The sequence below is a fragment of the Pseudomonas sp. zfem005 genome, from assembly GCF_032621735.1.
In the GTDB taxonomy this organism is placed as follows: Bacteria; Pseudomonadota; Gammaproteobacteria; order Pseudomonadales; family Pseudomonadaceae; genus Metapseudomonas; species Metapseudomonas solani.
The window spans coordinates 30614-51980 of record NZ_JAVYJE010000004.1 but is presented as its reverse complement, the minus strand read 5'-3'; the positions used below and the strand labels follow the sequence as shown (position 1 = coordinate 51980).

Annotated in this window: 17 protein-coding genes; 16 read left to right on the top strand and 1 reads right to left on the bottom strand. The window is 69.5% G+C overall.

Features of this window, described 5'->3' with window-relative positions:
• Positions 1-126 precede the first annotated feature (126 nt).
• From glgA to RTW82_RS09765, 16 genes are all read left to right on the top strand, one after another.
• Positions 127-1668: a glycogen synthase GlgA gene (glgA, locus tag RTW82_RS09840; protein ID WP_410478783.1), complete on the top strand. Its 1542-nt coding sequence runs from the start codon at positions 127-129 to the stop codon at positions 1666-1668.
• A complete protein-coding gene (gene treZ, locus RTW82_RS09835) occupies positions 1668-3434 on the top strand; it encodes a malto-oligosyltrehalose trehalohydrolase (protein ID WP_316925238.1) in 1767 nt (588 codons plus the stop codon). The genes glgA and treZ overlap by 1 nt, the downstream gene beginning before the upstream one ends.
• Complete coding sequence (malQ, locus tag RTW82_RS09830; protein ID WP_316924973.1) at positions 3431-5515, top strand: 4-alpha-glucanotransferase; 2085 nt, start codon at positions 3431-3433, stop codon at positions 5513-5515. Before treZ ends, malQ begins: the two co-directional genes overlap by 4 nt.
• Positions 5508-8303: a malto-oligosyltrehalose synthase gene (locus RTW82_RS09825; protein WP_316924972.1), complete on the top strand. Its 2796-nt coding sequence runs from the start codon at positions 5508-5510 to the stop codon at positions 8301-8303. The genes malQ and RTW82_RS09825 overlap by 8 nt, the downstream gene beginning before the upstream one ends.
• The gene (locus RTW82_RS09820) at positions 8300-8635 is read left to right on the top strand and encodes a DUF2934 domain-containing protein (protein ID WP_184490382.1); all 336 of its coding nucleotides are present in this window, start codon (positions 8300-8302) and stop codon (positions 8633-8635) included. Before RTW82_RS09825 ends, RTW82_RS09820 begins: the two co-directional genes overlap by 4 nt.
• A 34-nt stretch (positions 8636-8669) precedes the next feature.
• Complete coding sequence (glgX, locus tag RTW82_RS09815) at positions 8670-10796, top strand: glycogen debranching protein GlgX (RefSeq protein ID WP_316924971.1); 2127 nt, start codon at positions 8670-8672, stop codon at positions 10794-10796.
• Positions 10796-11830, top strand: a complete 1035-nt coding sequence (locus RTW82_RS09810; protein ID WP_316924970.1) for an acyl-CoA dehydrogenase — start codon at positions 10796-10798, stop codon at positions 11828-11830. The genes glgX and RTW82_RS09810 overlap by 1 nt, the downstream gene beginning before the upstream one ends.
• Complete coding sequence (locus RTW82_RS09805) at positions 11827-12582, top strand: PIG-L family deacetylase (RefSeq protein WP_316924969.1); 756 nt, start codon at positions 11827-11829, stop codon at positions 12580-12582. Before RTW82_RS09810 ends, RTW82_RS09805 begins: the two co-directional genes overlap by 4 nt.
• The gene (locus RTW82_RS09800; protein ID WP_316924968.1) at positions 12579-12740 is read left to right on the top strand and encodes a hypothetical protein; all 162 of its coding nucleotides are present in this window, start codon (positions 12579-12581) and stop codon (positions 12738-12740) included. Before RTW82_RS09805 ends, RTW82_RS09800 begins: the two co-directional genes overlap by 4 nt.
• Positions 12737-13348: a class I SAM-dependent methyltransferase gene (locus tag RTW82_RS09795; RefSeq protein ID WP_316924967.1), complete on the top strand. Its 612-nt coding sequence runs from the start codon at positions 12737-12739 to the stop codon at positions 13346-13348. The genes RTW82_RS09800 and RTW82_RS09795 overlap by 4 nt, the downstream gene beginning before the upstream one ends.
• The gene (locus tag RTW82_RS09790; protein WP_316924966.1) at positions 13345-13992 is read left to right on the top strand and encodes a glycosyltransferase; all 648 of its coding nucleotides are present in this window, start codon (positions 13345-13347) and stop codon (positions 13990-13992) included. The genes RTW82_RS09795 and RTW82_RS09790 overlap by 4 nt, the downstream gene beginning before the upstream one ends.
• A gap of 931 nt (positions 13993-14923) precedes the next feature.
• Positions 14924-16210, top strand: a complete 1287-nt coding sequence (locus RTW82_RS09785) for a zinc-dependent alcohol dehydrogenase (RefSeq protein WP_316924965.1) — start codon at positions 14924-14926, stop codon at positions 16208-16210.
• 13 nt (positions 16211-16223) lie between these two features.
• Positions 16224-17144, top strand: a complete 921-nt coding sequence (locus RTW82_RS09780; protein ID WP_316924964.1) for a DUF72 domain-containing protein — start codon at positions 16224-16226, stop codon at positions 17142-17144.
• Complete coding sequence (locus RTW82_RS09775) at positions 17141-17929, top strand: endonuclease/exonuclease/phosphatase family protein (RefSeq protein WP_316924963.1); 789 nt, start codon at positions 17141-17143, stop codon at positions 17927-17929. The genes RTW82_RS09780 and RTW82_RS09775 overlap by 4 nt, the downstream gene beginning before the upstream one ends.
• Positions 17926-19146: a cardiolipin synthase ClsB gene (clsB, locus tag RTW82_RS09770; protein ID WP_316924962.1), complete on the top strand. Its 1221-nt coding sequence runs from the start codon at positions 17926-17928 to the stop codon at positions 19144-19146. The genes RTW82_RS09775 and clsB overlap by 4 nt, the downstream gene beginning before the upstream one ends.
• Complete coding sequence (locus tag RTW82_RS09765; RefSeq protein ID WP_316924961.1) at positions 19143-20129, top strand: lysylphosphatidylglycerol synthase domain-containing protein; 987 nt, start codon at positions 19143-19145, stop codon at positions 20127-20129. The genes clsB and RTW82_RS09765 overlap by 4 nt, the downstream gene beginning before the upstream one ends.
• 249 nt (positions 20130-20378) lie before the next feature.
• On the opposite strand, the gene RTW82_RS09760 is transcribed toward RTW82_RS09765, so the two are convergent.
• A complete protein-coding gene (locus tag RTW82_RS09760; RefSeq protein ID WP_316924960.1) occupies positions 20379-21350 on the bottom strand; it encodes a LysR family transcriptional regulator in 972 nt (323 codons plus the stop codon).
• Between the last annotated feature and the right edge of the window lie 17 nt (positions 21351-21367).

Here is a 21367-nt window from a genome sequence, read left to right as displayed (position 1 = left end):
TGCCCGGTTTTCAAACTCATCTTTCCAACTGGCATCGGCGTTTGTGCGATGCAGGAACGATGGCCCGCGCATGGGTGGCGAGGACGGCATCCCCGTATCAGGGAATCTCGGATAGCGGAGGATGATATGGGAAATGCTGTAGCGAGCGCTCAGCTCGGGGGTTTGAGTTCCATGACCAATCGCCCCCAGCTGCATGTTGAAAGCCTGCACACCAACAAGAAAAGAATTCTCTTCGTCACCTCGGAGTTCGCCGACCTGGTCAAGGTCGGCGGCCTGGGGGACGTTTCTGCTGCCCTGCCCCGTGCCCTGGCTTCCCGACATGACGTTCGCGTCCTCATCCCCGGCTACCGACAGGTGCTGGAGAGTGGCCACCCGATCCGCGTGATCGGCCGGGTGCCGGGGCACGCCGCCCTGCCCGCCTGCCGCATCGGCCGCATGGACCTGCCCGACGGGCTGATAGTCTACGTGATCATCTGCCCCGAGCTCTACGAGCGCGAAGGCACGCCCTACGGCGACGCCAACGGCCGTGACTGGCCGGACAACCACATCCGCTTCGCCCGCCTGGGCCTGGCCGCCGCCGAGCTGGCTGCCGGAACCGCCTGCCTCAGCTGGTGCCCGGAGCTGATCCACGCCAACGACTGGCCCGCCGGCCTCGCCCCGGCCTACATGGCCTGGCGCGGGCAGACCACGCCCAGCGTGTTCACCATCCACAACCTCGCCTACCAGGGCCTGATCGACCCGCAATGCAGCCCCGAACTGGGCCTGCCGCCGGAAGCCTGCAGCCACGAGAGCATGGAGTTCTACGGCAAGCTGTCGTTCCTCAAGGCCGGTATCGCCCACGCCAACCACGTGACCACCGTGAGCGAGAACTACGCCCACGAGATCACCACCGAGGACTTCGGCTGCGGCCTGGAAGGCATGCTCAAGCACCGTGTCGACCAGGGCCAGCTCAGCGGCATCACCAACGGCATCGACGAAAGCTGGGACCCGCGCACCGACGAGCACCTGGTGGCCAGCTTCAGCGCCCAGCTGTGGCAGGGCAAACGCGAGAACCGCGAATACGTCGAGAAGCTCTTCGACCTGGAGCCCATGGACGGCCCGCTGTTCGCCGTGGTCTCGCGCCTGGTGCAGCAGAAAGGCATCGACCTGACCCTGGAGATCGCCGACGCCATCGTCGCAGGCGGCGGTCGCATGGCCATCATCGGCCGGGGCGAACCGGCCCTGGAAGCGGCCATGCAGGACCTCGCCCAGCGCCACCCGCGGCGCATCGGCGTGCACGTGGGCTTCAACGAAACCGACGCCCGGCGCATGTTCGCCGGCAGCGACTTCCTGCTCATGCCCTCGCGCTTCGAGCCCTGTGGCCTGAGCCAGATGTACGCCCAGCGCTTCGGTTCGCTGCCCATCGCCCGGCGCACCGGCGGCCTGGCCGACACCATCGAGGATGGTGTCACCGGCTTCCTGTTCCGCGAGGCCGATGCCGCCAGCTACCTGGATGCCGTGCAGCGCGCCCTCAACGTCTACCGCCACCCCGAGCTGCTCAACGCCATGCGCTGCCAGGCCATGGCCTCGCCGCTCTACTGGCGGCAATCGGTGAAGCCCTACGACCGGCTCTACAAACGGCTGCTCAAGGCCACCTCGGTGGCGCTGCAGGCGGAGGGCCCGGCTTGATGTTTCCCCTCACGCGCAGCCATGGGGCGCTGCTCGAGGAGGACGGCACCACGCGCTTCGCCCTCTGGGCACCCGACGCCCGCTTCGTCGAAGTGGAACTGGCTGACGGCAGCCGCCACCCGCTGCGTGCCCACGGCGAAGGCTGGCACTGCTGCCACCTGCCCGTGGGCGCCGGCACCCTGTACCGCTACCTGATCGACGAACGCCTGCGCGTGCCCGACCCGGCCTCGCGGGCTCAGGAGGACGGCCCCCACAGCTTCAGCCGGGTGGTCGACCCCGAGGCCTACCGCTGGCGCCACCCGGACTGGCGCGGGCGGCCCTGGCACGAGGCGGTGATCTACGAGCTGCACGTCGGCCTGCTGGGCGGTTTCGACCGGGTCGAGGCCCTGCTGCCCGGGCTCAAGGAACTGGGCGTCACCGCCATCGAACTCATGCCCCTGGGGGAGTTCCCTGGCGCGCGCAACTGGGGCTATGACGGCGTGCTGCCCTTCGCCCCCGACAGCACCTACGGCACGCCGGAAGCCTTGAAGCGGCTGATCGACAGCGCCCATGGCCTGGGCCTGATGGTGTTCGTCGACGTCGTCTACAACCACTTCGGCCCCGACGGCAACTACCTGGGCCAGTACGCCAGCGCCTTCTTCAATGCCGAACGGCAGACGCCCTGGGGCCCGGCCATCGACTTCCGCCAGGTGCAGGTGCGCGACTTCTTCTGCGAGAACGCCCTGATGTGGGTGCTCGACTACCGGGTCGACGGCCTGCGCTTCGACGCCGTGCACGCCATCGCCGAGAAGGATTTCCTCACCGAACTGGCCAGCCGCCTGCGCGCGGCCGCCGGCAACGGCCGCCACCTGCACCTGGTGCTGGAGAACGAAGACAACGACGCCGGCCTGCTGGAACAAGGCTACGACGCGCAGTGGAACGACGACGGCCATAACGTGCTGCACGCGCTGCTCACCGGTGAGCACGAGGGCTATTACGCCGACTTCGCCAGCGACCCCACCAGCAAGCTGGCGCGCTGCCTGGGCGAGGGCTTCGTCTATCAGGGCGAGGCCACCCGCCGCGGCCACCTGCGCGGCGAACCCAGCGTGCACCTGCCGCCCACCGCCTTCGTGCTGTTCCTGCAGAATCACGACCAGGTGGGCAACCGCGCCTTCGGTGAACGCCTGGCGAGCCTGGCCGAGCCCGACGAACTCAAGGCCGCCACTGCCCTGTTGCTGCTCAGCCCGATGATCCCGCTGCTGTTCATGGGCGAGGAATGGGGCTCACGCCAGCCCTTCCTGTTCTTCACCTCGCACAACGAGGAACTGGGCCGCGCGGTGCGCGACGGTCGGCGCAACGAGTTCCGCGAGTTCGCGGTGTTCGCCGACGAGCAGATCCGCCAGAGCATTCCCGACCCCAACGCCCTGGGCACCTTCACCGGCTCCATTCCCGACTGCGCCACCTGCACCGAGCCCGCCCAGCAGGCCTGGCGCGTGTACTACCGGCGCCTGCTGGAACTGCGCCACGCGCATCTGGTGCCGCGCCTGCCCGGCAGCCAGGCCATCGGCACCCGGGTGCTGGAGGAAAAGGCCGTCTCGGCCAGCTGGCGCCTGGGCGACGGCAGCCTGCTGCGCATCGACCTCAACCTCGCCGCCGAGCCGGTACGCGCCCCGCTGCCCCGTGAAGGCGCGCGGGTGATCTTTTCCCACCGCACGGCCCTGGACGACTACCGCCAGGGCCTGCTGGCCTCGCGCAGCGTCGCCGTAACCCTGGAGGACAGCGCATGAGCGACGCCCTGTTGGCCGAACTGGCCGGTGCCGCCGGCCTCAGCATCCACTGGACCGACGCCGACGGCCGCCCCCAGCAGGTGGCGCCCGAGGCCCAGCGCGCGCTGCTCGAAGCCCTCGGCTACCCGGCGCAGAGCGAGCAGCAGCTGCACGCCGCCCTGGCCCACCTCGAACAGCAGCGCAGCCAGGCCGCCCTCGCCCCGCTGCTAACCCTGGACCAGGGCCAGCCGCTGTCCCTGGCCCGCCACTTCGCCGCCGGCACCCCCTTCCAGCTGCAACTGGAGGATGGCGCCCGGATCGACGCCCGCCTCGACCACGAAGGCCGCCTGCCCGCCATCTCCGCCTGCGGCTACCAGCGCCTGCTGATCGGCGACCAGGCCCTGACCCTGGCCGTGGCGCCACCGGCCTGCCAGAGCGTGGCCCAGCTCAGCGACCACCAGCGCCGCCACATCTGGGGCCTCACCGCCCAGCTGTACTCCCTGCGCCGCCCTGGCGACGGTGGCCTCGGCGACACCCAGACCCTGGAGGAACTGGCCCGCAGCGCCGCGGCCAAGGGCGCCGATGCCATCGCCTTGAGCCCGGTGCACGCCATGTTCAGCGCCAACAGCTACAACTACAGCCCCTACTCGCCTTCCAGCCGCCTGCTGTTCAACGTGCTGCACGCCGCCCCCGGCTGCATCCTCGGCGAGCGCGCCCTGCAGGAAGCCATCAGCGCCAGCGGCCTGGGCGCCGAACTGGCGCGCCTGGAGGCCGAGCCGCTGATCGACTGGCCCGCCGTGGCCGCCAGCCGCCAGGCCATCCTGCGCCAGCTGTTCGCGGGCTTCGCCGGCCCGGAGAACGCCTTCAGCGCCGACTTCGCCAGCTTCCGCCAGCACGGCGGCGATGCCCTGCTGCAACACTGCCGCTTCGAGGCCCTGCACGGCTTCATGAGCCGCAGCGGCCTGCCCACCGACTGGCGCGTGTGGCCCGAGCAATACCGCGACCCCCACCACGAGGCCGTGCAGCGTTTCGCCGCCGAGCACGAACAGGAAGTCACCTTCCACGCCTTCTGCCAGTGGCTGGTGGCCCGGGGGCTGGATCGGGTGCAAAGCGCCGCCCGTGGCGCCGGCATGAAGATCGGCCTGATCGCCGACCTCGCCGTGGGGGCCGACGGCGCCGGCAGCCAGGCCTGGGCGCGCCAGGCCGAATTGCTGCCCGCCGTGACCGTGGGTGCGCCGCCGGACATCCTCAACCGCTCCGGGCAGAGCTGGGGCGTCTCGGCCTTCTCCCCCGAAGGGCTGCAACGCCACGGCTACCGCGCCTTCATCGAGATGCTCCAGGCCAACCTGGCCCACGCCGGTGGCATCCGCATCGACCATGTGATGGGCCTCAAGCGCCTCTGGGTGCTGCCCCAGGGCGCGCCGCCGGAAGCCGGCGCCTACCTCAACTACCCGCTGCAGGACCTGCTGCGCCTGCTTTCGCTGGAATCCTTCCGCCACCGCGCCCTGGTCATCGGCGAAGACCTCGGCACCGTGCCCGCCGGCCTGCGCGAGGAACTGGCGCAGCGGATGATCCTCGGCATGCGCGTGCTGCTCTTCGAGCAAAGCGACGGCCGCTTCCTGCCGCCCCACAGCTGGCCCCGCGACGCCCTCGCCACCACCACCACCCACGACCTGCCGAGCATGCGCGGCTGGCTGCTGGGCCGCGATATCGAGTGGCGCGAGATCACCGGCCAGCGCAGCGCCGAGCACAGCCACGGCGACCGCGAGACCCGCGCCCGGGAAAAGCTCGCCCTGACCACCGCGCTCTACGCCAGCGACCAGTCCCAGGCGCTGCAAGGCGAACGCGACAACGACGAGCAGCTGGATGCCTGCATCGGCTTCATCGGCCGCACCCCCGCGCCCCTGGTGCTGCTGCCCCTGGAAGACGTGATGGGCAGCGACGAACAGCCCAACCTGCCCGGCCCCGGTGACCACCACCCCAACTGGCGGCGGCGCTGGGCGGAACCCGCCGCGACCATGCTCGACGGCCCCGCCGCCGAGCGACGCCTGCACCGCCTCGACGAAGCACGCCGCCAGGTGGAGGACCAGGGCCATGAGTGAGATCCGCGCCACCCAGCGCCTGCAGTTCCACCGGGGCTTCACCCTCGACGACGCGGTACCCCTGGTGCACTACTTCGCGCGCCTGGGCATCAGCCACCTCTACGCCTCGCCGCTGCTCACCGCGCGCAGCGGCTCCACCCACGGCTACGACGTGGTCGACCCCACCCGGGTCAACCCCGAGCTGGGCGGCGAGGCGGCGCTCAAGCGCCTGGTCGCCGCCCTGCGTGAACAACGCATGGGGCTGATCCTCGACATCGTCTCCAACCACATGGCCGTAGGCGGCGACGACAACCCCTGGTGGCTCGACGTCCTCGAATGGGGCCGTGGCAGCCCCTACGCGCAGTTCTTCGATATCCAGTGGCGCTCCCACGATCCGCTGTTGCGCGGCCAGCTGCTGGTGCCCTTCCTGCGCAGCGACTATGGCGAGGTGCTGGCCGCCGGGGAGATCGCCCTGCGCTACGACGCCGACAGCGGCAGCCTCTATGCCCAGCACTTCGACCACCGCTTCCCCCTCACCCCGCCCAGCTACGGCGAGCTGCTGCGGGCCAGCGATGCCCCCGTGCTCAGCGAGCTGGCCGCGCGCTTCGAGGCCCTGGAGGGGCAGCCCGAGGCCTGGCAACAGGCCGGTGAATTGCGCCGCCAGCTAGCCGCCGCGCCCAGCGACGAGCCCCTGCTGCGTGCCCTGGAGCGCTACCATCCCGACACGCCCGAGGGCCTGGAACGCCTGCACCAGTTGCTGGAGCGCCAGCACTACCGCCTGGCCAGCTGGCGCACCGCCGCCGACGACATCAACTGGCGGCGCTTCTTCGACATCAACGAGCTGGGCGGCCTGCGGGTGGAACGCCCCGAGGTGTTCGAGGCCACCCACGCCAAGGTCTTCGAGCTGATCGAAGCCGGCCTGGTGGACGGCCTGCGCATCGACCACGTCGACGGCCTGGCCGACCCGCGCGGCTACTGCCGCCGCCTGCGCCGGCGCGTCGAGGGCCTGCTGGACAAGCGTCCGCGCGCCCTGCTCGGCCAGCACTTCCCCATCTACGTGGAGAAGATCCTCGGCCCGGGCGAGCGCTTGTCCCGCGACTGGCTCGTGGACGGCACCACCGGCTACGAATTCATGAACCAGGTGTCGCTGCTGCAGCACTCGCCCCTCGGCGAACTGCAGCTCACGGCCCTGTGGAGCACCCTCAGCGGCCGCTCCGGGCGCTTCGAGGATGAAGTGCGCGAAGCCCGCCAACTGGTGCTCACCAGTTCCCTGGCAGGCGACCTGGAAAACCTAGCGCAGAACCTGCTGCTGGTGGCCCGCGAGGACATCGCCACCCGCGACCTGACCCTGGGCGCCATCCGCCGTGCGCTGCTGGAGCTCATCGTGCATTTCCCGGTGTACCGCACCTACGCCGGCGCCCTCGGCCGCTCCGAACAGGACCGGCGGGTCTTCGAGCAGGCCCTGGCCGGCGCCCGCAGCACCCTGGGCGAAGCCGACCAGCCCCTGCTGCAGCATCTCGACCGCTGGCTGGGCGGCCAGCCCCTGCGCGAGGTGCCGCCAGGGCCGCAACGCACGCTGCGGCGCAAGGTGCTGGCGCGCTTCCAGCAGCTCACCTCGCCAGCGGCGGCCAAGGCGGTGGAAGACACCGCCTGCTACCGCTCGGCGGTGCTGCTCTCGCGCAACGACGTGGGTTTCGACCCGCAGCAGTTCAGCGGCCCGGTCGGCGACTTCCACGCCCAATGCCTGGCCCGCTCGCAGCACTTCCCCGGCAACCTGCTGACCACCGCCACCCACGACCACAAGCGCGGCGAAGACAACCGCGCACGCCTGGCGGTGCTCAGCGAACGCTCCGCCTGGTTCGCCGCCCGCTGCGAGCACTGGCGCCGCCTGGCCACGCCGCTGCGCGAGGTGCTGGACAACCAGGGCGCGCCCAGCGCGGCCGACGAGCTGATGCTCTACCAGTGCCTGCTCGGCAGCTGGCCGCTGGACCTGGACGCCGACGACCGCCACGCCCTCAACGCCTACCTGGAGCGCCTGCTGCGCTGGCAGGAAAAGGCCCTGCGCGAGGCCAAGCTGCACAGCAGCTGGAGCGCGCCCAACGCCGCCTATGAAGTGGCCTGCCGCACCTTCCTCCATGACCTGCTGGCCCGCGACACCGCCCGCGAGCTGCGCATCGAGATCGCCGCGGCAGCCAACGCCATCGCCCCCGCCGGGGCCCTCAACGGCCTGGCCCAGTGCCTGCTGCGCATGACCACGCCGGGCATCCCCGATCTCTACCAGGGCACCGAATTCTGGGACTTCAGCCTGGTGGACCCGGACAACCGCCGCGAAGTGGATTTCGCCCGGCGCATCGACGCCCTCACCGAGCTGGCCGACCAGCCCGGGCTGATCGCGTCCTGGCGTGATGGCCGCATCAAGCAATCACTGATCGCGACCGTGCTGTCGGTGCGCTACGCCCGCGCCGAGCTGTTCGCCCGGGGCGACTACCAGCCCTTGCAGGTGAAAGGCGCCCATGCCGGGCAGGTGCTGGCCTTCGCCCGCAGCCACGGCGGCGATTACCTGGTGGTACTGGTCCCGCGCCTGGCCAGCGAGCTGCTGGGCGAGGCCGTCACCCCCCATATTCCGCCCGAGCGCTGGGCCGACACCCGCGTGGTGCTGCCCGCCGCCATCGGCGACAGCCCGCTTACCGGCGTGTTCTCCCGGGCGCCGCTGCACCCCATCGAAGGGTGCATCGCCCTGGCCGAGGCGCTGGCCGACTTCCCCGTCAACCTCTTGTGTTTCAGACCCCATCAGGAGCAGCAGCCATGAGTGCAGATGAACAGCGCATCCGCGAATTCGCGTACCAGATCTGGGAATCGGAAGGCAAACCCAGCGGCCAGGAAGCGCGCCACTGGGAGATGGCGCGCAAGCTCGCCGAATCGGAAACCCGGGGCGAACGCCCGCCAGCGCCCAAGCCACGGCGGGTGAACAAGCCCAAGGAAGTGCCGGCCAAGGCCGCGACTGCCGCTGACCCCGAAGCCATCGCCGCTCCGCCGGCAGCGCGCAAGCCCCGAACCAGCAAGGCCGCCGCCGAAGAGAAACCGGCACTGCTGAAGAAACCCCGCGCCACCAAAACCGCACCCAAGCCATCCAAGGCCTGAACCGCACTGAACGCCCTATGAGGAGAACCACCCAATGAGCAGGCAACGCTCACGGATAACCGAAGGCCACCCCTTCCCCCTGGGCGCCACCTGGGACGGGCTGGGGGTGAACTTCGCGCTGTTTTCCGCCCATGCCACCAAGGTGGAACTCTGCCTGTTCGACGCCAAGGGCGAACAGGAACTGGAACGCATCGAACTACCCGAATACACCGACGAGATCTGGCACGGCTACCTGCCGGACGCCCACCCCGGGCAGATCTATGGCTACCGCGTGCACGGCCCCTACGAGCCCGACGCCGGCCACCGCTTCAACCCCAACAAGCTGCTGGTGGACCCCTACGCGCGCCAACTGGTGGGTGGGCTGCGCTGGTCCGAGGCGCTGTTCGGCTACACCATTGGCCACAAGGACGGCGACCTGTCGTTCGACGAGCGCGACAGCGCTGCCTTCGTGCCCAAGTCCAAGGTCATCGACCCGGCCTTCACCTGGCCCGAGCACAAGTCGGTGCGCGTGCCCTGGGATGCCACGGTCATCTACGAGGCCCACCTGCGCGGCACCAGCATGCGCCACCCGGCGGTGCCCAAGCACCTGCGCGGCACCTGCGCGGGGCTGATGAACGCCGAGCTGCTGCAGCACATCCGCTCCCTGGGCATCACCAGCATCGAGCTGCTGCCGATCCACGGCTTCGTCAACGACCAGCACCTGCTGGAAAAGGGCATGAACAACTACTGGGGCTACAACAGCCTGGCGTTCTTCGCGCCCCACGCCGCCTACCTCGCCAGCGGCCACATCAACGAGTTCAAGGAAATGGTCGCGCACCTGCACGACGCCGGCCTGGAGCTGATCCTGGACGTGGTCTACAACCACACCGCCGAGGGCAACGAGCTGGGCCCGACCCTGAGCATGCGCGGCATCGACAACGCCACCTACTACCGGCTGATGCCCGACAACCGCCGCCACTACATCAACGATTCCGGCACCGGCAACACCCTCGACCTCAGCCACCCCTGCGTGCTGCAGATGGTCACCGACTCGCTGCGCTACTGGGCCACCGAGATGCACGTGGACGGCTTCCGCTTCGACCTCGCCACCATCCTCGGCCGCCACCCCCACGGCTTCGACGAGCGCCACGGCTTCCTCGTCGCCTGCCGCCAGGACCCGGTGCTAAGCAAGCTCAAGCTCATCGCCGAACCCTGGGACTGCGGCCCCGGCGGCTACCAGGTGGGCGGCTTCCCGCCCGGCTGGGTGGAATGGAACGACCGTTTCCGCGACACCGTGCGGGCCTTCTGGCGCGGCGATGGCGGGCAGATCGCCGGGCTCGCCAGCCGCCTCACCGCCTCGGGCGACCTGTTCAACCAGCGCGGCCGACGGCCCTACGCCTCGGTCAACTTCGTCACCGCCCACGACGGCTTCACCCTGCGTGACGTGGTCAGCTACGACCACAAGCACAACGAGGCCAACGACGAAGGCAACCGCGACGGCAGCGACAACAACTACTCCTGGAACCACGGCGTCGAAGGCCCCACCGACGACGCCGACATCCGCGAGCTGCGGCTGCGCCAGATGCGCAACATGATGGCCACGCTGCTGCTCTCCCAGGGCACGCCGATGCTGGTGGCGGGTGACGAGTTCAGCCGCACCCAGCAGGGCAACAACAACGTCTACTGCCAGGACAACGAACTGGGCTGGGTGGACTGGGAACTCGACGACGAGGGCCGCAGCCTGCTGGACTTCACCCGCCGGCTGATCAGCCTGCGCCGCGCCTACCCGATCCTGCGCCGGGGCCGCTTCCTGGTGGGCGAGTACAACGAGGAACTCGGGGTCAAGGACGTCACCTGGCTGTCGCCCTGCGGCAACGAGATGACCGAGGAGCAGTGGCAGGACGGCAACGCCCGCTGCCTGGGCATGCTCCTGGACGGCCGCGCGCAGCCCACCGGCATCCGCAAGAGCGGTGCCGACGCCACCCTGCTGCTGTTGCTCAATGCCCACCATGACGTGGTCAACTTCCGCCTGCCGGAAGTCGCCCAGGGCACCGCCTGGACCCTGCTGCTGGACACCAACCGCCCCGACGAACGCTCCCTGGAGCGCTTCGAGTTCGACACCGAGTTCACCCTCACCAACCGCTCGCTGCTGCTCTTCGAGCTGCAACGGGAGAACGGCTGATGCAGGGCGCCCCGGCCGTTCCTGCCGAGCGCCTGGAAGGGTGCCTGGCGGAACACCCGCGCCCGGGCGCCGACGCCCGCGAACTCGGTCATCGCCTGGCCGCGCTGGTGGCCGAGGGCCTCGACCGCCTGCCGGCGCCCGGCGCGGGCGCCACCCTCGCGCGCTGGCAGGCCCTGGCCCGGGTCGCCGCCCGCGACCTGGGCCTGTGCAAGCTCTACGAAGGCCACACCGACGCCCTGGCCATCCTCCATGAACTGGGCGCCGACGCTCCGCCGGCCGGCAGCACCTGGGGCGTCTGGGCCGCCGAACCGCCCCAGGCGCGGGTGCGCATCAACGCCCGCACCTCACAGCAGGACGTGCGCCTGGATGGCACCAAGGCCTGGTGCTCGGGTGCCGCCGTGCTCAGCCACGCGTTGCTCACCGGCTGGAACGAGGAAGGCCGGCAGCAACTGGTGGCCGTGGCCCTGGTCCAGCCCGGCGTGCGCGTCGGCGAAGGCGGCTGGAACGCGGTGGGCATGGCCGCCACCGGCAGCGTCGCGGTGCACTTCGAGCAGGCCCGCGCCCACTGCATCGGCGCCGCCGCAGGCTACCTGGAGCGCCCCGGCTTCTGGCACGGGGGCGCCGGCATCGCCGCCTGCTGGTTCGGCGCCGCCCAGGCCCTTGGCGAGGCCCTGCGGACGCACGGCCGCGAACATGACGAACCCCACGCCCTGGCCCACCTGGGCGCCCTGGACGCGCACCTGCATGGGGCGGCCTGCGCCCTGCGCGAATGCGCCGCCTGGATCGATCGCCACCCCCGCGCCGACGCCGAAGGCCAGGTGCGCCGCCTGCGCGCCCTCTGCGAAAGCGCGGCCGAAGCGGCCCTCCTGCATGTCGGCCACGCCCTGGGCGCGGCCCCCTATTGCCTCGACCCCTACCTGGCCCGGTTGCTCGCCGACCTGCCGGTGTACCTCCGCCAGAGCCACGCCGAGCGCGACCTCGCCGTACTCGGTCGCCTCGCCGCCCTGGCCCCACCAGGGAGCTGGATGCCATGAGAGCCCACCTCATCCATGGCGACGGAACGCCGCTGCAGGCCTGGAACGCCTCGCACCACCTGGGCCTGGTGCCCAGCATCGATTGCGAGCGCCTGGTGCCGCCGGAAGCCCGCGCGGTGATCGTCGCCCCGCACCCGGACGACGAGGTGCTCGGCTGCGGCGGCCTGTTGCAGTTGCTGTTCCAGCTGGGCCGCCAGGTGCTGCTGATCTCGGTCACCGACGGCAGCGCCAGCCACCCCGGCTCGCCCTACTGGACGGCGCACCGTCTCGGCATCGTGCGCCCCCAGGAGAGCGCCGAGGCGCTGCACCGGCTGGGCATCCCCGTGGCCGAGCTGAAATGGCTGCGCGGCGGCTTCCCGGACACCGGCGTCGAGCGCCACCTGGGCGAGCTCAAGCGCTTCCTCATCACCTACCTGCAACCCTCGGACGTGGTCTTCACCACCTGGCGCGAGGACGGCCACGCCGATCACGAGGCGGTGGGCCTGGCCACGCTCGAAGCCGGCATGGAAGTCGGCGCGCTGGTCCATGAAGTGCCCATCTGGGCCTGGCACTGGGCCGCCCCCGAGGACCCGCGCATCCCCTGGGAACGTGCGCGCAAGGTGGAACTGGACAACTGGACCCTGGCCCGCAAGCGCCATGCCGTGCAGGCCTTCGCCAGCCAGCTGTACGCGGACCCGGACGGCGGTCAGCCGGTACTCACCCCCGCCAGCCTGGAACGCCTGCAGCAACCCTTCGAGCTGGTCTTCCTGTGAGCAAGGTGGAACTGGACAACTGGACCCTGGCCCGCAAGCGCCATGCCGTGCAGGCCTTCGCCAGCCAGCTGTACGCGGACCCGGACGGCGGTCAGCCGGTACTCACCCCCGCCAGCCTGGAACGCCTGCAGCAACCCTTCGAGCTGGTCTTCCTGTGAGCGTGGCCGACAGCTATTTCGACACGCTCTACCAGGACAGCCGCGACCCCTGGGCCTTCCGCAAGCGCTGGTACGAAAAGCGCAAGCGCAACCTGGTGCTGGCCGCCCTGCCCCGCGGCTTCTACGACAAGGTCTTAGAGCCCGGCTGCAGCAACGGCGAGCTGAGCCTGCGCCTGGCCGACCGCTGCCATGACCTGTTGTGCTGCGACACCTCCGGCCGCGCCATCGAGCTGGCCGCCCAGCGCCTGGCCAACAAGCCCAACGTGCGCCTGCAGCAGGCGCGCCTGCCGGAGCAATGGCCCAGCGGGCGCTTCGACCTGATCGTCCTCAGCGAGCTGTGCTACTACCTCGACGCCGCCGACCTCGAACGCCTGATCGGATGCGCACTACGGGCCCTGAACCGTGGCGGCACCCTGCTCGCCTGCCATTGGCGCCCGGTGATCGAAGGCTGCCCGCTGACCGGCGACCAGGTCCACGCGCGCCTGCATGAAGGCCTCGGCATGCCGCGCCTGCTGCGCCACGAGGAGCCCGACCTGCTGCTGGAGGTCTGGTGCCACGACGCCACCTCGGTGGCCGAGCGCGAAGGGCTGCGGGAGCGCGAAGCATGATCGGCGTCGTCATCCCGGTGCATGACGAGGAACAGCTGCTGGGCGCCTGCATCGACTCGGTGCTGCAGGCCGCCGCGCACCCCGAACTCGGCGGTGAAGCCGTCCAGATACTGGCGGTGCTGGACGCCTGCAGCGACGGCTCCGCCGCCATCGCCGAGGCCGCCGGCATCGCCACCCTGGCCATCGATGCACGCAACGTCGGCCAGGCCCGCGCCACCGGCGTGCGCTGGCTGCTGGACCGGGGCGCACGCTGGATCGCCTGCACCGATGCCGACAGCATCGCCGGCGCCAACTGGCTGGCCGCGCAGCTGGCCCTGGGTGCCGATGTGGTCTGCGGCACCGTGCGCATCGCCCAGTGGGACGGCATTCACCTCGACGCCCAGGCGCGCTACCACGCCCACTACCAGCAGCACGACGACCACCGCCACGTGCACGGCGCCAACCTCGGTTTCAGCGCCGAGGCCTACCTGCGCGCCGGTGGCTTCCCGCCCCTGGCCGCCCACGAGGACCTGCACCTGGTGCGCGCCTTCGAACGCAGCGGCGCGCGCATCTCCTGGAGCAGCCGCCCCGCCGTGCACACCAGCGCCCGCCTCGACGCCCGCGCCCCGGAAGGCTTCGCGGAGTTCCTGCGCGGGTTGCTGTAGCAGCGCAATGGCCTAAGGCTCCACTCCCATGCCCCCGTAGCCACCGCCACCTCGGACCGTCCCGAAATGTTGGGTGGACCACGCTTCATCGGTCCACCATTCGAGGTCATGCCGAACATTCGCAACTGGATCCACACCGCGCGCCGGGTTTCTCCCGACCTGCTTGGCTGCTCAGCCCTCAATGCCCGGCCTCACCGTGATGTGCGCGTCATCTTCACCGGTGCGCGCAGCACACCCTACGGCCCTGCACCGCGCCTCCCTGGTGCAGGAGCGAATTCATTGGCTCTGTCTGCGTTAGCTGTTGTGACTTTAATGCAAGCGCTCAAGCACGGCCATTTCCGGGCACCAAAGAATTTCTGTCACCTCCACCGCATGGGTTTCGCTTCGCTCTACACCATCCTACGAAAGCCTGTGCGCACCACATGGCGATGCGCTGGACGAAGAAGTTGGAGCAGCCGCCAACGCCCCTCCAGGAGGCCGAACGCAGTCGTTGCGCCGGGGGACGAGCGGCATGGATGCCGCGAGAGGCGCGCCAGGCCATGGATGGCCCATCGCGCCGGCCCCCAGAGCGGCGATGGAGTGAGGGAACCCGACGCAGTCGGGCCGGATGATGGGGCAAGCGTTTTTGGTTCCTTTTTTGGCGACTGAAAAAAGGGACTCGCCCGGGGGGGCGAAACCAGAAACATCACCAGAACTCGGCAATCAGCTGGGCTCAATTCTTCTAGCAACACTTAACGCAGACAGAGCCAATTCATTCGCGCTCGATGTCACCGGGCCCAGGCCCGGGCTGCGCCACGAGCCCAACGGGCAGAAAACCTGAACCGCTCCTATGCCGCCCAGTCGGAACTAGCACAGGTGCCGCTCCGGCGCCTGCCGTTTCCCATGCCTGGTCGCCGACGAACAGCGGCCCGGCCCCGAACAGGAGCCCTCCATGAAGGCAGTCGTATTCCATGGCGTGGGTGACATTCGCCTCGACGATGTCCCCGAGCCCACCCTCCAGGCTCCCACCGACGCCATCATCCGCCTCACCGCCTCGGCCATCTGCGGCACCGACCTGCACTTCGTGCGCGGCACCGTCAGCGGTATGGTCAAGGGCACCATCCTCGGCCACGAGGGCGTCGGCATAGTCGAGGCCCTGGGCAGCGACGTGCGCAACCTGCAGATCGGCGACCGGGTGGTGGTGCCCTCCACCATCGCCTGCGGCAACTGCTCCTACTGCCGCGCCGGGTACTACGCCCAGTGCGACCTGGCCAACCCCAACGGCAAGCAGGCCGGCACCGCCTTCTATGGCGGGCCCAAGGCCACCGGCCCCTTCCAGGGCCTGCAGGCGGAGAAGGCGCGCATCCCCTACGCCAACATCGGCCTGATCAAGCTGCCCAGCGAAATCAGCGACGACCAGGCCATCCTGCTGTCGGACATCTTCCCCACCGGCTACTTCGGCGCGGAAATGGCCGAGATCACCCCCGGCGACACAGTGGCGGTGTTCGGCTGCGGCCCGGTGGGCCAGTTCGCCATCGCCAGCGCCAAGCTGCTGGGGGCCGCCCGGGTGTTCGCCATCGACCACCTCGACGACCGCCTGCGCATGGCCCGCCAGCAAGGTGCCGAGGTGATCAACTTCGATCTGGAAGACCCGGTGAAGACCCTGCGTCGCCTCACCGACGGCATCGGCGTCGACCGCGCCATCGACGCCGTGGGCGTGGACGCCGAGCACGCCTGCCACGACCACCACGGCGCCGGGCGCATGCGCCGGGAAATGGCCGAACTGACCCCGCGCACCCACCCCGACGGCGATAACTGGCACCCCGGCGATGCCCCGAGCCAGGCGCTGCAGTGGGCCGTCGAGGGGCTGGCCAAGGCCGGCACGCTGTCGATCATCGGCGTCTACCCGCAGCAGGCGCGCAGCTTCCCCATCGGCCTGGCGATGAACAAGAACCTCACCATCAACATGGGCAACTGCCACCACCGCAAGTACATCCCCACGCTCATCGAGCTGACCCTGAACAAGCGCGTGGACCCGGCGAAGATCCTCACCCAGGTCAAACCCATGAGCGATGCCATCGAAGCCTTCAAGGCCTTCGACCGCCGCGAGAACGGCTGGATCAAGGTGGAGCTGCACCCGCAACGGCAGCAGCCGGCCGGCGACAGCGGCGAAGAGATCATCAAAGGCGAGGAACAGCTGGAGCGGACCCTGTCCGCATCCAAGGGCCAGGCTCGTTAACGGAGACGCGGTGATGGCAGAGATCCGTATCGGCATTTCCGGCTGGCGCTACGCCCCCTGGCGCGGCGACTTCTACCCCAAGGGCCTGGTGCAGAAGAAGGAGCTGCGCTTCGCTTCGCGGGCGGTCAACAGCATCGAGATCAACGGGTCCTTCTATGCCCTGCAGACGCCCGAGCGCTACGCCGGCTGGGCCGCGGACACCCCCGAGGACTTCCTCTTCAGCGTCAAGGCGCCGCGCTACATCACCCATGTGAAACGCCTGCGCGACGTGCAGCAGCCGGTGGCCAACTTCATGGCCTCGGGGCTGTTCCACCTGGGTGACAAGCTCGGGCCGCTGCTCTGGCAGTTCCCGCCCAGCTTCGCCTTCGACCCCGCGCTGTTCGCCGACTTCCTCGCCCTCCTGCCCAGGGACAGTGACGCCGCCCGGACCCTGGCCCGCCACAGCGACGCGCGCATGCACCAGGCCGGTTACCTCGACATCCCCAAGGGCCGGCCCCTGCGCCATGCGGTGGAAATCCGCAACGACAGCTTCCGCGACGAGGCCTTCATCGCCCTGCTGCGCCAGCACGGGGTGGCCCTGGTGGTCGCCGACACGGCGAAGAAGTGGCCCTACGCCGAAGACCTCACCAGCGACTTCGTCTACATGCGCCTGCACGGCGACAAGCAGCTCTACGCCAGCGGCTACTCGCCCGCCGCGCTGAAGGCCTGGAAAAAGCGGATCGAAGCCTGGAGCCAGGGCAGCCAGCCCGACGACGCCCGGCTGATCAGCGCCGAGCCCCCCGCAAAACGCGCCAGCCGTGATGTGTATTGCTACTTCGACAACGACATCAAGGTGCGCGCGCCCTACGACGCGCGCCACCTGCTGGAGACCCTCAAGCTGGCCACGCACCTGCAGACCGAACCCGGCCAGGCCCTGGAAGGAGCCGACCTGTGAATACCGTCACCACCGCCCCGCTGCCCGCCACCGACCTGCTGCCGGCCGTGCACCAGTTGCGCATCATCACGGTGAACACCCACAAGGGCTTCACCGCGCTGAACCGGCGCTTCATCCTCCCCGAGCTGCGCGACGCCGTGCGCACCCTCGGCGCCGACCTGGTGTTCCTGCAGGAGGTGCTCGGCACCCACCAGTCCCACGCCAGGCGCTTCAGGAACTGGCCGCCGACGCCGCAGTACGAATTCCTCGCCGACAGCATGTGGACCGACTTCGCCTACGGCCGCAACGCGGTGTACCCGGAAGGCGACCACGGCAACGCGCTGCTGTCGAAATTCCCCATCCTGCGCTACGAGAACCTGGACGTGTCCATCGCCGGCAACGAGGAACGCGGCCTGCTGCATTCGGTGCTGGATGTGCCCGGCCACCGCGAGGTGCACACCGTCTGCGTGCACCTCGGGCTGCGCGAAGCCCATCGCCGCGAGCAACTGGCACTGCTCTGCCGCCTGCTCGACAGCCTGCCGCCCCTGGCGCCGGTGATAGTCGCGGGCGACTTCAACGACTGGCGCGTGCGTGCCGACGACATCCTCGCCAGCCGCGGCATGGTCGAGGCCTTCGTCAACGCCTACGGTGCCCCGGCGCGCAGCTTCCCGGCACGCTGGCCGCTGTTGCGCCTGGACCGCGTCTACGTGCGCAACGCCACCAGCCATTCGCCCCAGGTGCTGCTGCGCCGACCCTGGTCCCACCTGTCCGACCACGCCCCTTTGCTTGTGGAGGTGCACCTGTGAAATTCGACTGGCGTGAAGGCAACCAGGTCGAGTTGCTGATCAATGGCGAGGACTTCTTCCCCGCAGTGTTCGAGGCCATCGACCAGGCCCGCCACGAAGTGCTGCTGGAGACCTTCATCGTCTTCGAGGACAAGGTCGGCCTGCGCCTCAAGGAGACCCTGATCGCCGCCGCCCGGCGCGGCGTGCGCGTGGAGCTGACGGTGGACGGCTACGGCACCGCCGACCTCGGCACCCGCTACATCCGCGAGATGACCGAGGCCGGCGTCAACCTGCACATGTTCGACCCGCGCCCCCGGGTGCTGGGCCTGCGCACCAACCTGTTCCGCCGCCTGCACCGCAAGCTGGTGGTGGTGGACGGCGAGCTGGGCTTCATCGGCGGCATCAACTTCTGTGCCGACCACCTCGCCGACTTCGGCCCCATGGCCAAGCAGGACTACGCCGTGGCGGTGCGCGGGCCCATCGTCTGCGACCTGCACCACGCCTGCAGCCAGTTGCTGGCCCACAGCGCCAGCGAGGTGCACAGCCTGCTGCCGGAATCGCCGGAAAACCGCGCGGCCGGGCAGGCGCGCATGCTGCTATCGATCCGCGACAACGAGCGCCATCGCAACGACATCGAGGAGCAGTACCTGCGCGCCCTGCGCGCGGCCCGGCAGCGGCTGGTGGTGGCCAATGCCTATTTCTTCCCCGGCTATCGCCTGCTGCGAGAGCTGCGCAACGCCGCCCGCCGTGGCGTGCAGGTGACGCTGATCATGCAGGGCCAGCCGGACATGCCCCTGGTGCGCCTGTGCTCGCGGCTGCTCTACAACTACCTGCTGCGCGACGGCGTGGTGATCCACGAATACTGCCAGCGGCCGTTGCACGGCAAGGTGGCGCTGGTGGACAGCGAATGGGCCACGGTGGGCTCCAGCAACCTCGACCCGCTGAGCCTGTCGCTGAACCTGGAGGCCAACCTGATCATCCGTGACCCGGCCTTCAACCAGCAGTTGCACGACCACCTGCAGCAGCTCGCCGACGCCAAGTGCAAACGCGTGACCCTGCAGCGCATCACCCGCGGCCACTGGTGGCGGGCGCCGCTGATCTTCCTCAGCTTCCACTTCCTGCGTCACTTCCCGGCGATCGCCGGTTGGTTCCCGGCCCACTCGCCGCGCATCAAGTCGCTGCAGCCCCTGGAAGAGGCCGGTGCCGAGCCGGTCTACGAGCAGGAGAAGAGCTCATGAGCGCAGGCAAAGCCACCTGGAAGACCTGGGTCAAGCGTGGCCTGACCGCGTTCTTCTTCTGCCTGGTGCCGGTGCTGCTGTTCATGCTGGTGAAGAACCTCGACTGGCAGGAAGTGCGCCAGGCCATCACCAACTACAGCGCCACCACCCTGGCCCTGGCCGGCCTGGCCTGCGCGGCGAGCTACGCTACCTACTGCTGCTTCGACCTGGTGGGCCGCCACTACACCGCCCACAAGCTGCCGGCCTGGCAGACCATCCCGGTGACCTTCGTCTGCTACGCCTTCAACCTCAACCTCAGCTCCTGGGTGGGCGGCATCGCCCTGCGCTACCGCCTCTACTCGCGCCTTGGGCTGGATGTGCCGACCATCACCAAGGTGCTCAGCCTGAGCCTGATCACCAACTGGCTGGGCTACATGCTGCTGGCCGGCTGCGTGTTCTCCTTGCGCCTGGTGGACCTGCCCGAGGGCTGGAAGATCGGCGAGACCGGCCTGCAAGCGATCGGCTTCGCCCTGGTCGCCGCCGCCCTCGCCTACCTCGGTGCCTGCCGTTTCTCCAAGCGCCGCAACTGGCACTTCCGCGACCAGGAGCTGACCCTGCCGAGCCTGCGCATGGCGCTGATCCAGGTCGGCCTGGGCATGCTCAACTGGTCGCTGATGGCGCTGCTGATCTGGATCCTGCTGCCCAAGGAGGCCTTCTACCCCTCCATCCTCGGCATCCTGCTGATCAGCAGCATCGCCGGGGTCATCACCCACATCCCCGCCGGGCTCGGCGTGCTGGAGGCGGTGTTCATCGCGCTGATGCAGCACCAGATGTCCAAGGGCACCCTCCTCGCCGCGCTGATCGGCTACCGCGCCATCTACTTCCTCCTGCCCCTGGCCATCGCCTGCGTGGTCTATCTCGTGCTCGAACGCCGCGCCAAGCAGATCCGCAAGCGGGATTGGGCGCACACGAGCAAGCCGAATGCCCCGGAGCCGGGGAATTGATGGGTTTCGTGCCTCTACCCATCCTACGGGCATGGTGCTTCGTAGGATGGGTAGAGCGAAGCGAAACCCATGCTGATCGGGGCGAGCGCCGCGCCTGGCAGATCCGCAGGCGGGTTGGGCGCACACGGGCAAGCCGGATGCCCCGGAGCCGGGGAATTGATGGGTTTCGTGCCTCTACCCATCCTACGGTTGGACTGCGTTCGTAGGATGGGTTGAGCGATGCGAAACCCATGCTGCCGGTCTCCCCGGCTAGAACCAATCCCGACGCTCATCGAAGGCGGCATGCACCAGGGCGATGAGGCGGCGGACTTCCTCGCGCTCCTCTTCGCCGGCGCGTACGGCGAGCCAGGCCTGCATGTCCATGCGCGGTTCGAACAGCGCCGGCAGGGCCATGAGGTTCTTGTCCAGCTGGCCGACGTAATGGGGCAGCAGGCCGATGCAGGCGCTCCACTGGATCATCTGCCGGAGCATTTCGTAGGAGTTGACCCGGGTGACCCCGGCGCGGCGGTCGGCGATGGCCAGGTTCCAGGGTTGCAGCGCCTCGATGCCGGCGTAGCCCTGCAGGTCGACGAGCATGTAGTCCTCCAGCTCCACCAGGCTGCGCGGGCGGCTGGTCTCGCGGGAGTAGCGCTTGGCGACGTGGGGCAGGTATTCCAGCTGGGCCAGGCACTCCAGGTGAGCGCTGGCGAAGCCCGGCCAGGGTTCGACGTCGTCGGGCGGGGCCAGCCAGACGCGCAGGTCGGTGTCCGGCGCGGGGGTTTCGCCCTCGTCCAGGCGCGCCAGTTCCAGGCGCACGTTGGCGTGCTGGCGGAGGAAGGCCAGCAGGTCGCGGCCGAGGATGTCGTGCAGCAGCGGCTCGGCGACGGCGATGCGCACCAGCGGCTGGTCTTCGTTCTGCGCCAGGCCCGGCGACAGCACCGCCAGGCGCGCCACCAGTTGGGTGCGCAGGCGGCGGCCTTCCGGGCTGAGCACCAGGGCGTTGCCCTGGTGCAGGAACAGCGGGTGCCCGGCCCAGGCGGCCAGCAGCCCGAGCTTCTTGCGCAGCAGCGTGGGCTTGATGCTGAGGCTGCGTGCCGCCTGCATGAAGCAGCCGCAACGGGCCGCCACCACGAAGTAGTGCGCCGCCTCTACGTCCAGGCCGAAGAAGCCGTCGTCCGCCGTATGCCCACCTGCGACGGCCGTGCCGTGGGTCGTCGCCTGTTCGTTCTCCTGAAATGCCATATGCCCTCCTCCGTAAG

Excerpts from the sequence above, each read along its gene's own strand:
- malQ (WP_316924973.1), top strand. The coding sequence starts at position 3,431 with ATGAGCGACGCCCTGTTGGCCGAACTGGCCGGTGCCGCCGGCCTCAGC.
- RTW82_RS09785 (WP_316924965.1), top strand. The coding sequence starts at position 14,924 with ATGAAGGCAGTCGTATTCCATGGCGTGGGTGACATTCGCCTCGACGAT.
- RTW82_RS09790 (WP_316924966.1), top strand. The coding sequence starts at position 13,345 with ATGATCGGCGTCGTCATCCCGGTGCATGACGAGGAACAGCTGCTGGGC.
- RTW82_RS09810 (WP_316924970.1), top strand. The coding sequence starts at position 10,796 with ATGCAGGGCGCCCCGGCCGTTCCTGCCGAGCGCCTGGAAGGGTGCCTG.
- RTW82_RS09805 (WP_316924969.1), top strand. The coding sequence starts at position 11,827 with ATGAGAGCCCACCTCATCCATGGCGACGGAACGCCGCTGCAGGCCTGG.
- RTW82_RS09765 (WP_316924961.1), top strand. The coding sequence starts at position 19,143 with ATGAGCGCAGGCAAAGCCACCTGGAAGACCTGGGTCAAGCGTGGCCTG.
- RTW82_RS09780 (WP_316924964.1), top strand. The coding sequence starts at position 16,224 with ATGGCAGAGATCCGTATCGGCATTTCCGGCTGGCGCTACGCCCCCTGG.
- glgX (WP_316924971.1), top strand. The coding sequence starts at position 8,670 with ATGAGCAGGCAACGCTCACGGATAACCGAAGGCCACCCCTTCCCCCTG.
- treZ (WP_316925238.1), top strand. The coding sequence starts at position 1,668 with ATGTTTCCCCTCACGCGCAGCCATGGGGCGCTGCTCGAGGAGGACGGC.
- RTW82_RS09760 (WP_316924960.1), bottom strand. The coding sequence starts at position 21,350 with ATGGCATTTCAGGAGAACGAACAGGCGACGACCCACGGCACGGCCGTC.
- RTW82_RS09825 (WP_316924972.1), top strand. The coding sequence starts at position 5,508 with ATGAGTGAGATCCGCGCCACCCAGCGCCTGCAGTTCCACCGGGGCTTC.
- glgA (WP_410478783.1), top strand. The coding sequence starts at position 127 with ATGGGAAATGCTGTAGCGAGCGCTCAGCTCGGGGGTTTGAGTTCCATG.
- RTW82_RS09820 (WP_184490382.1), top strand. The coding sequence starts at position 8,300 with ATGAGTGCAGATGAACAGCGCATCCGCGAATTCGCGTACCAGATCTGG.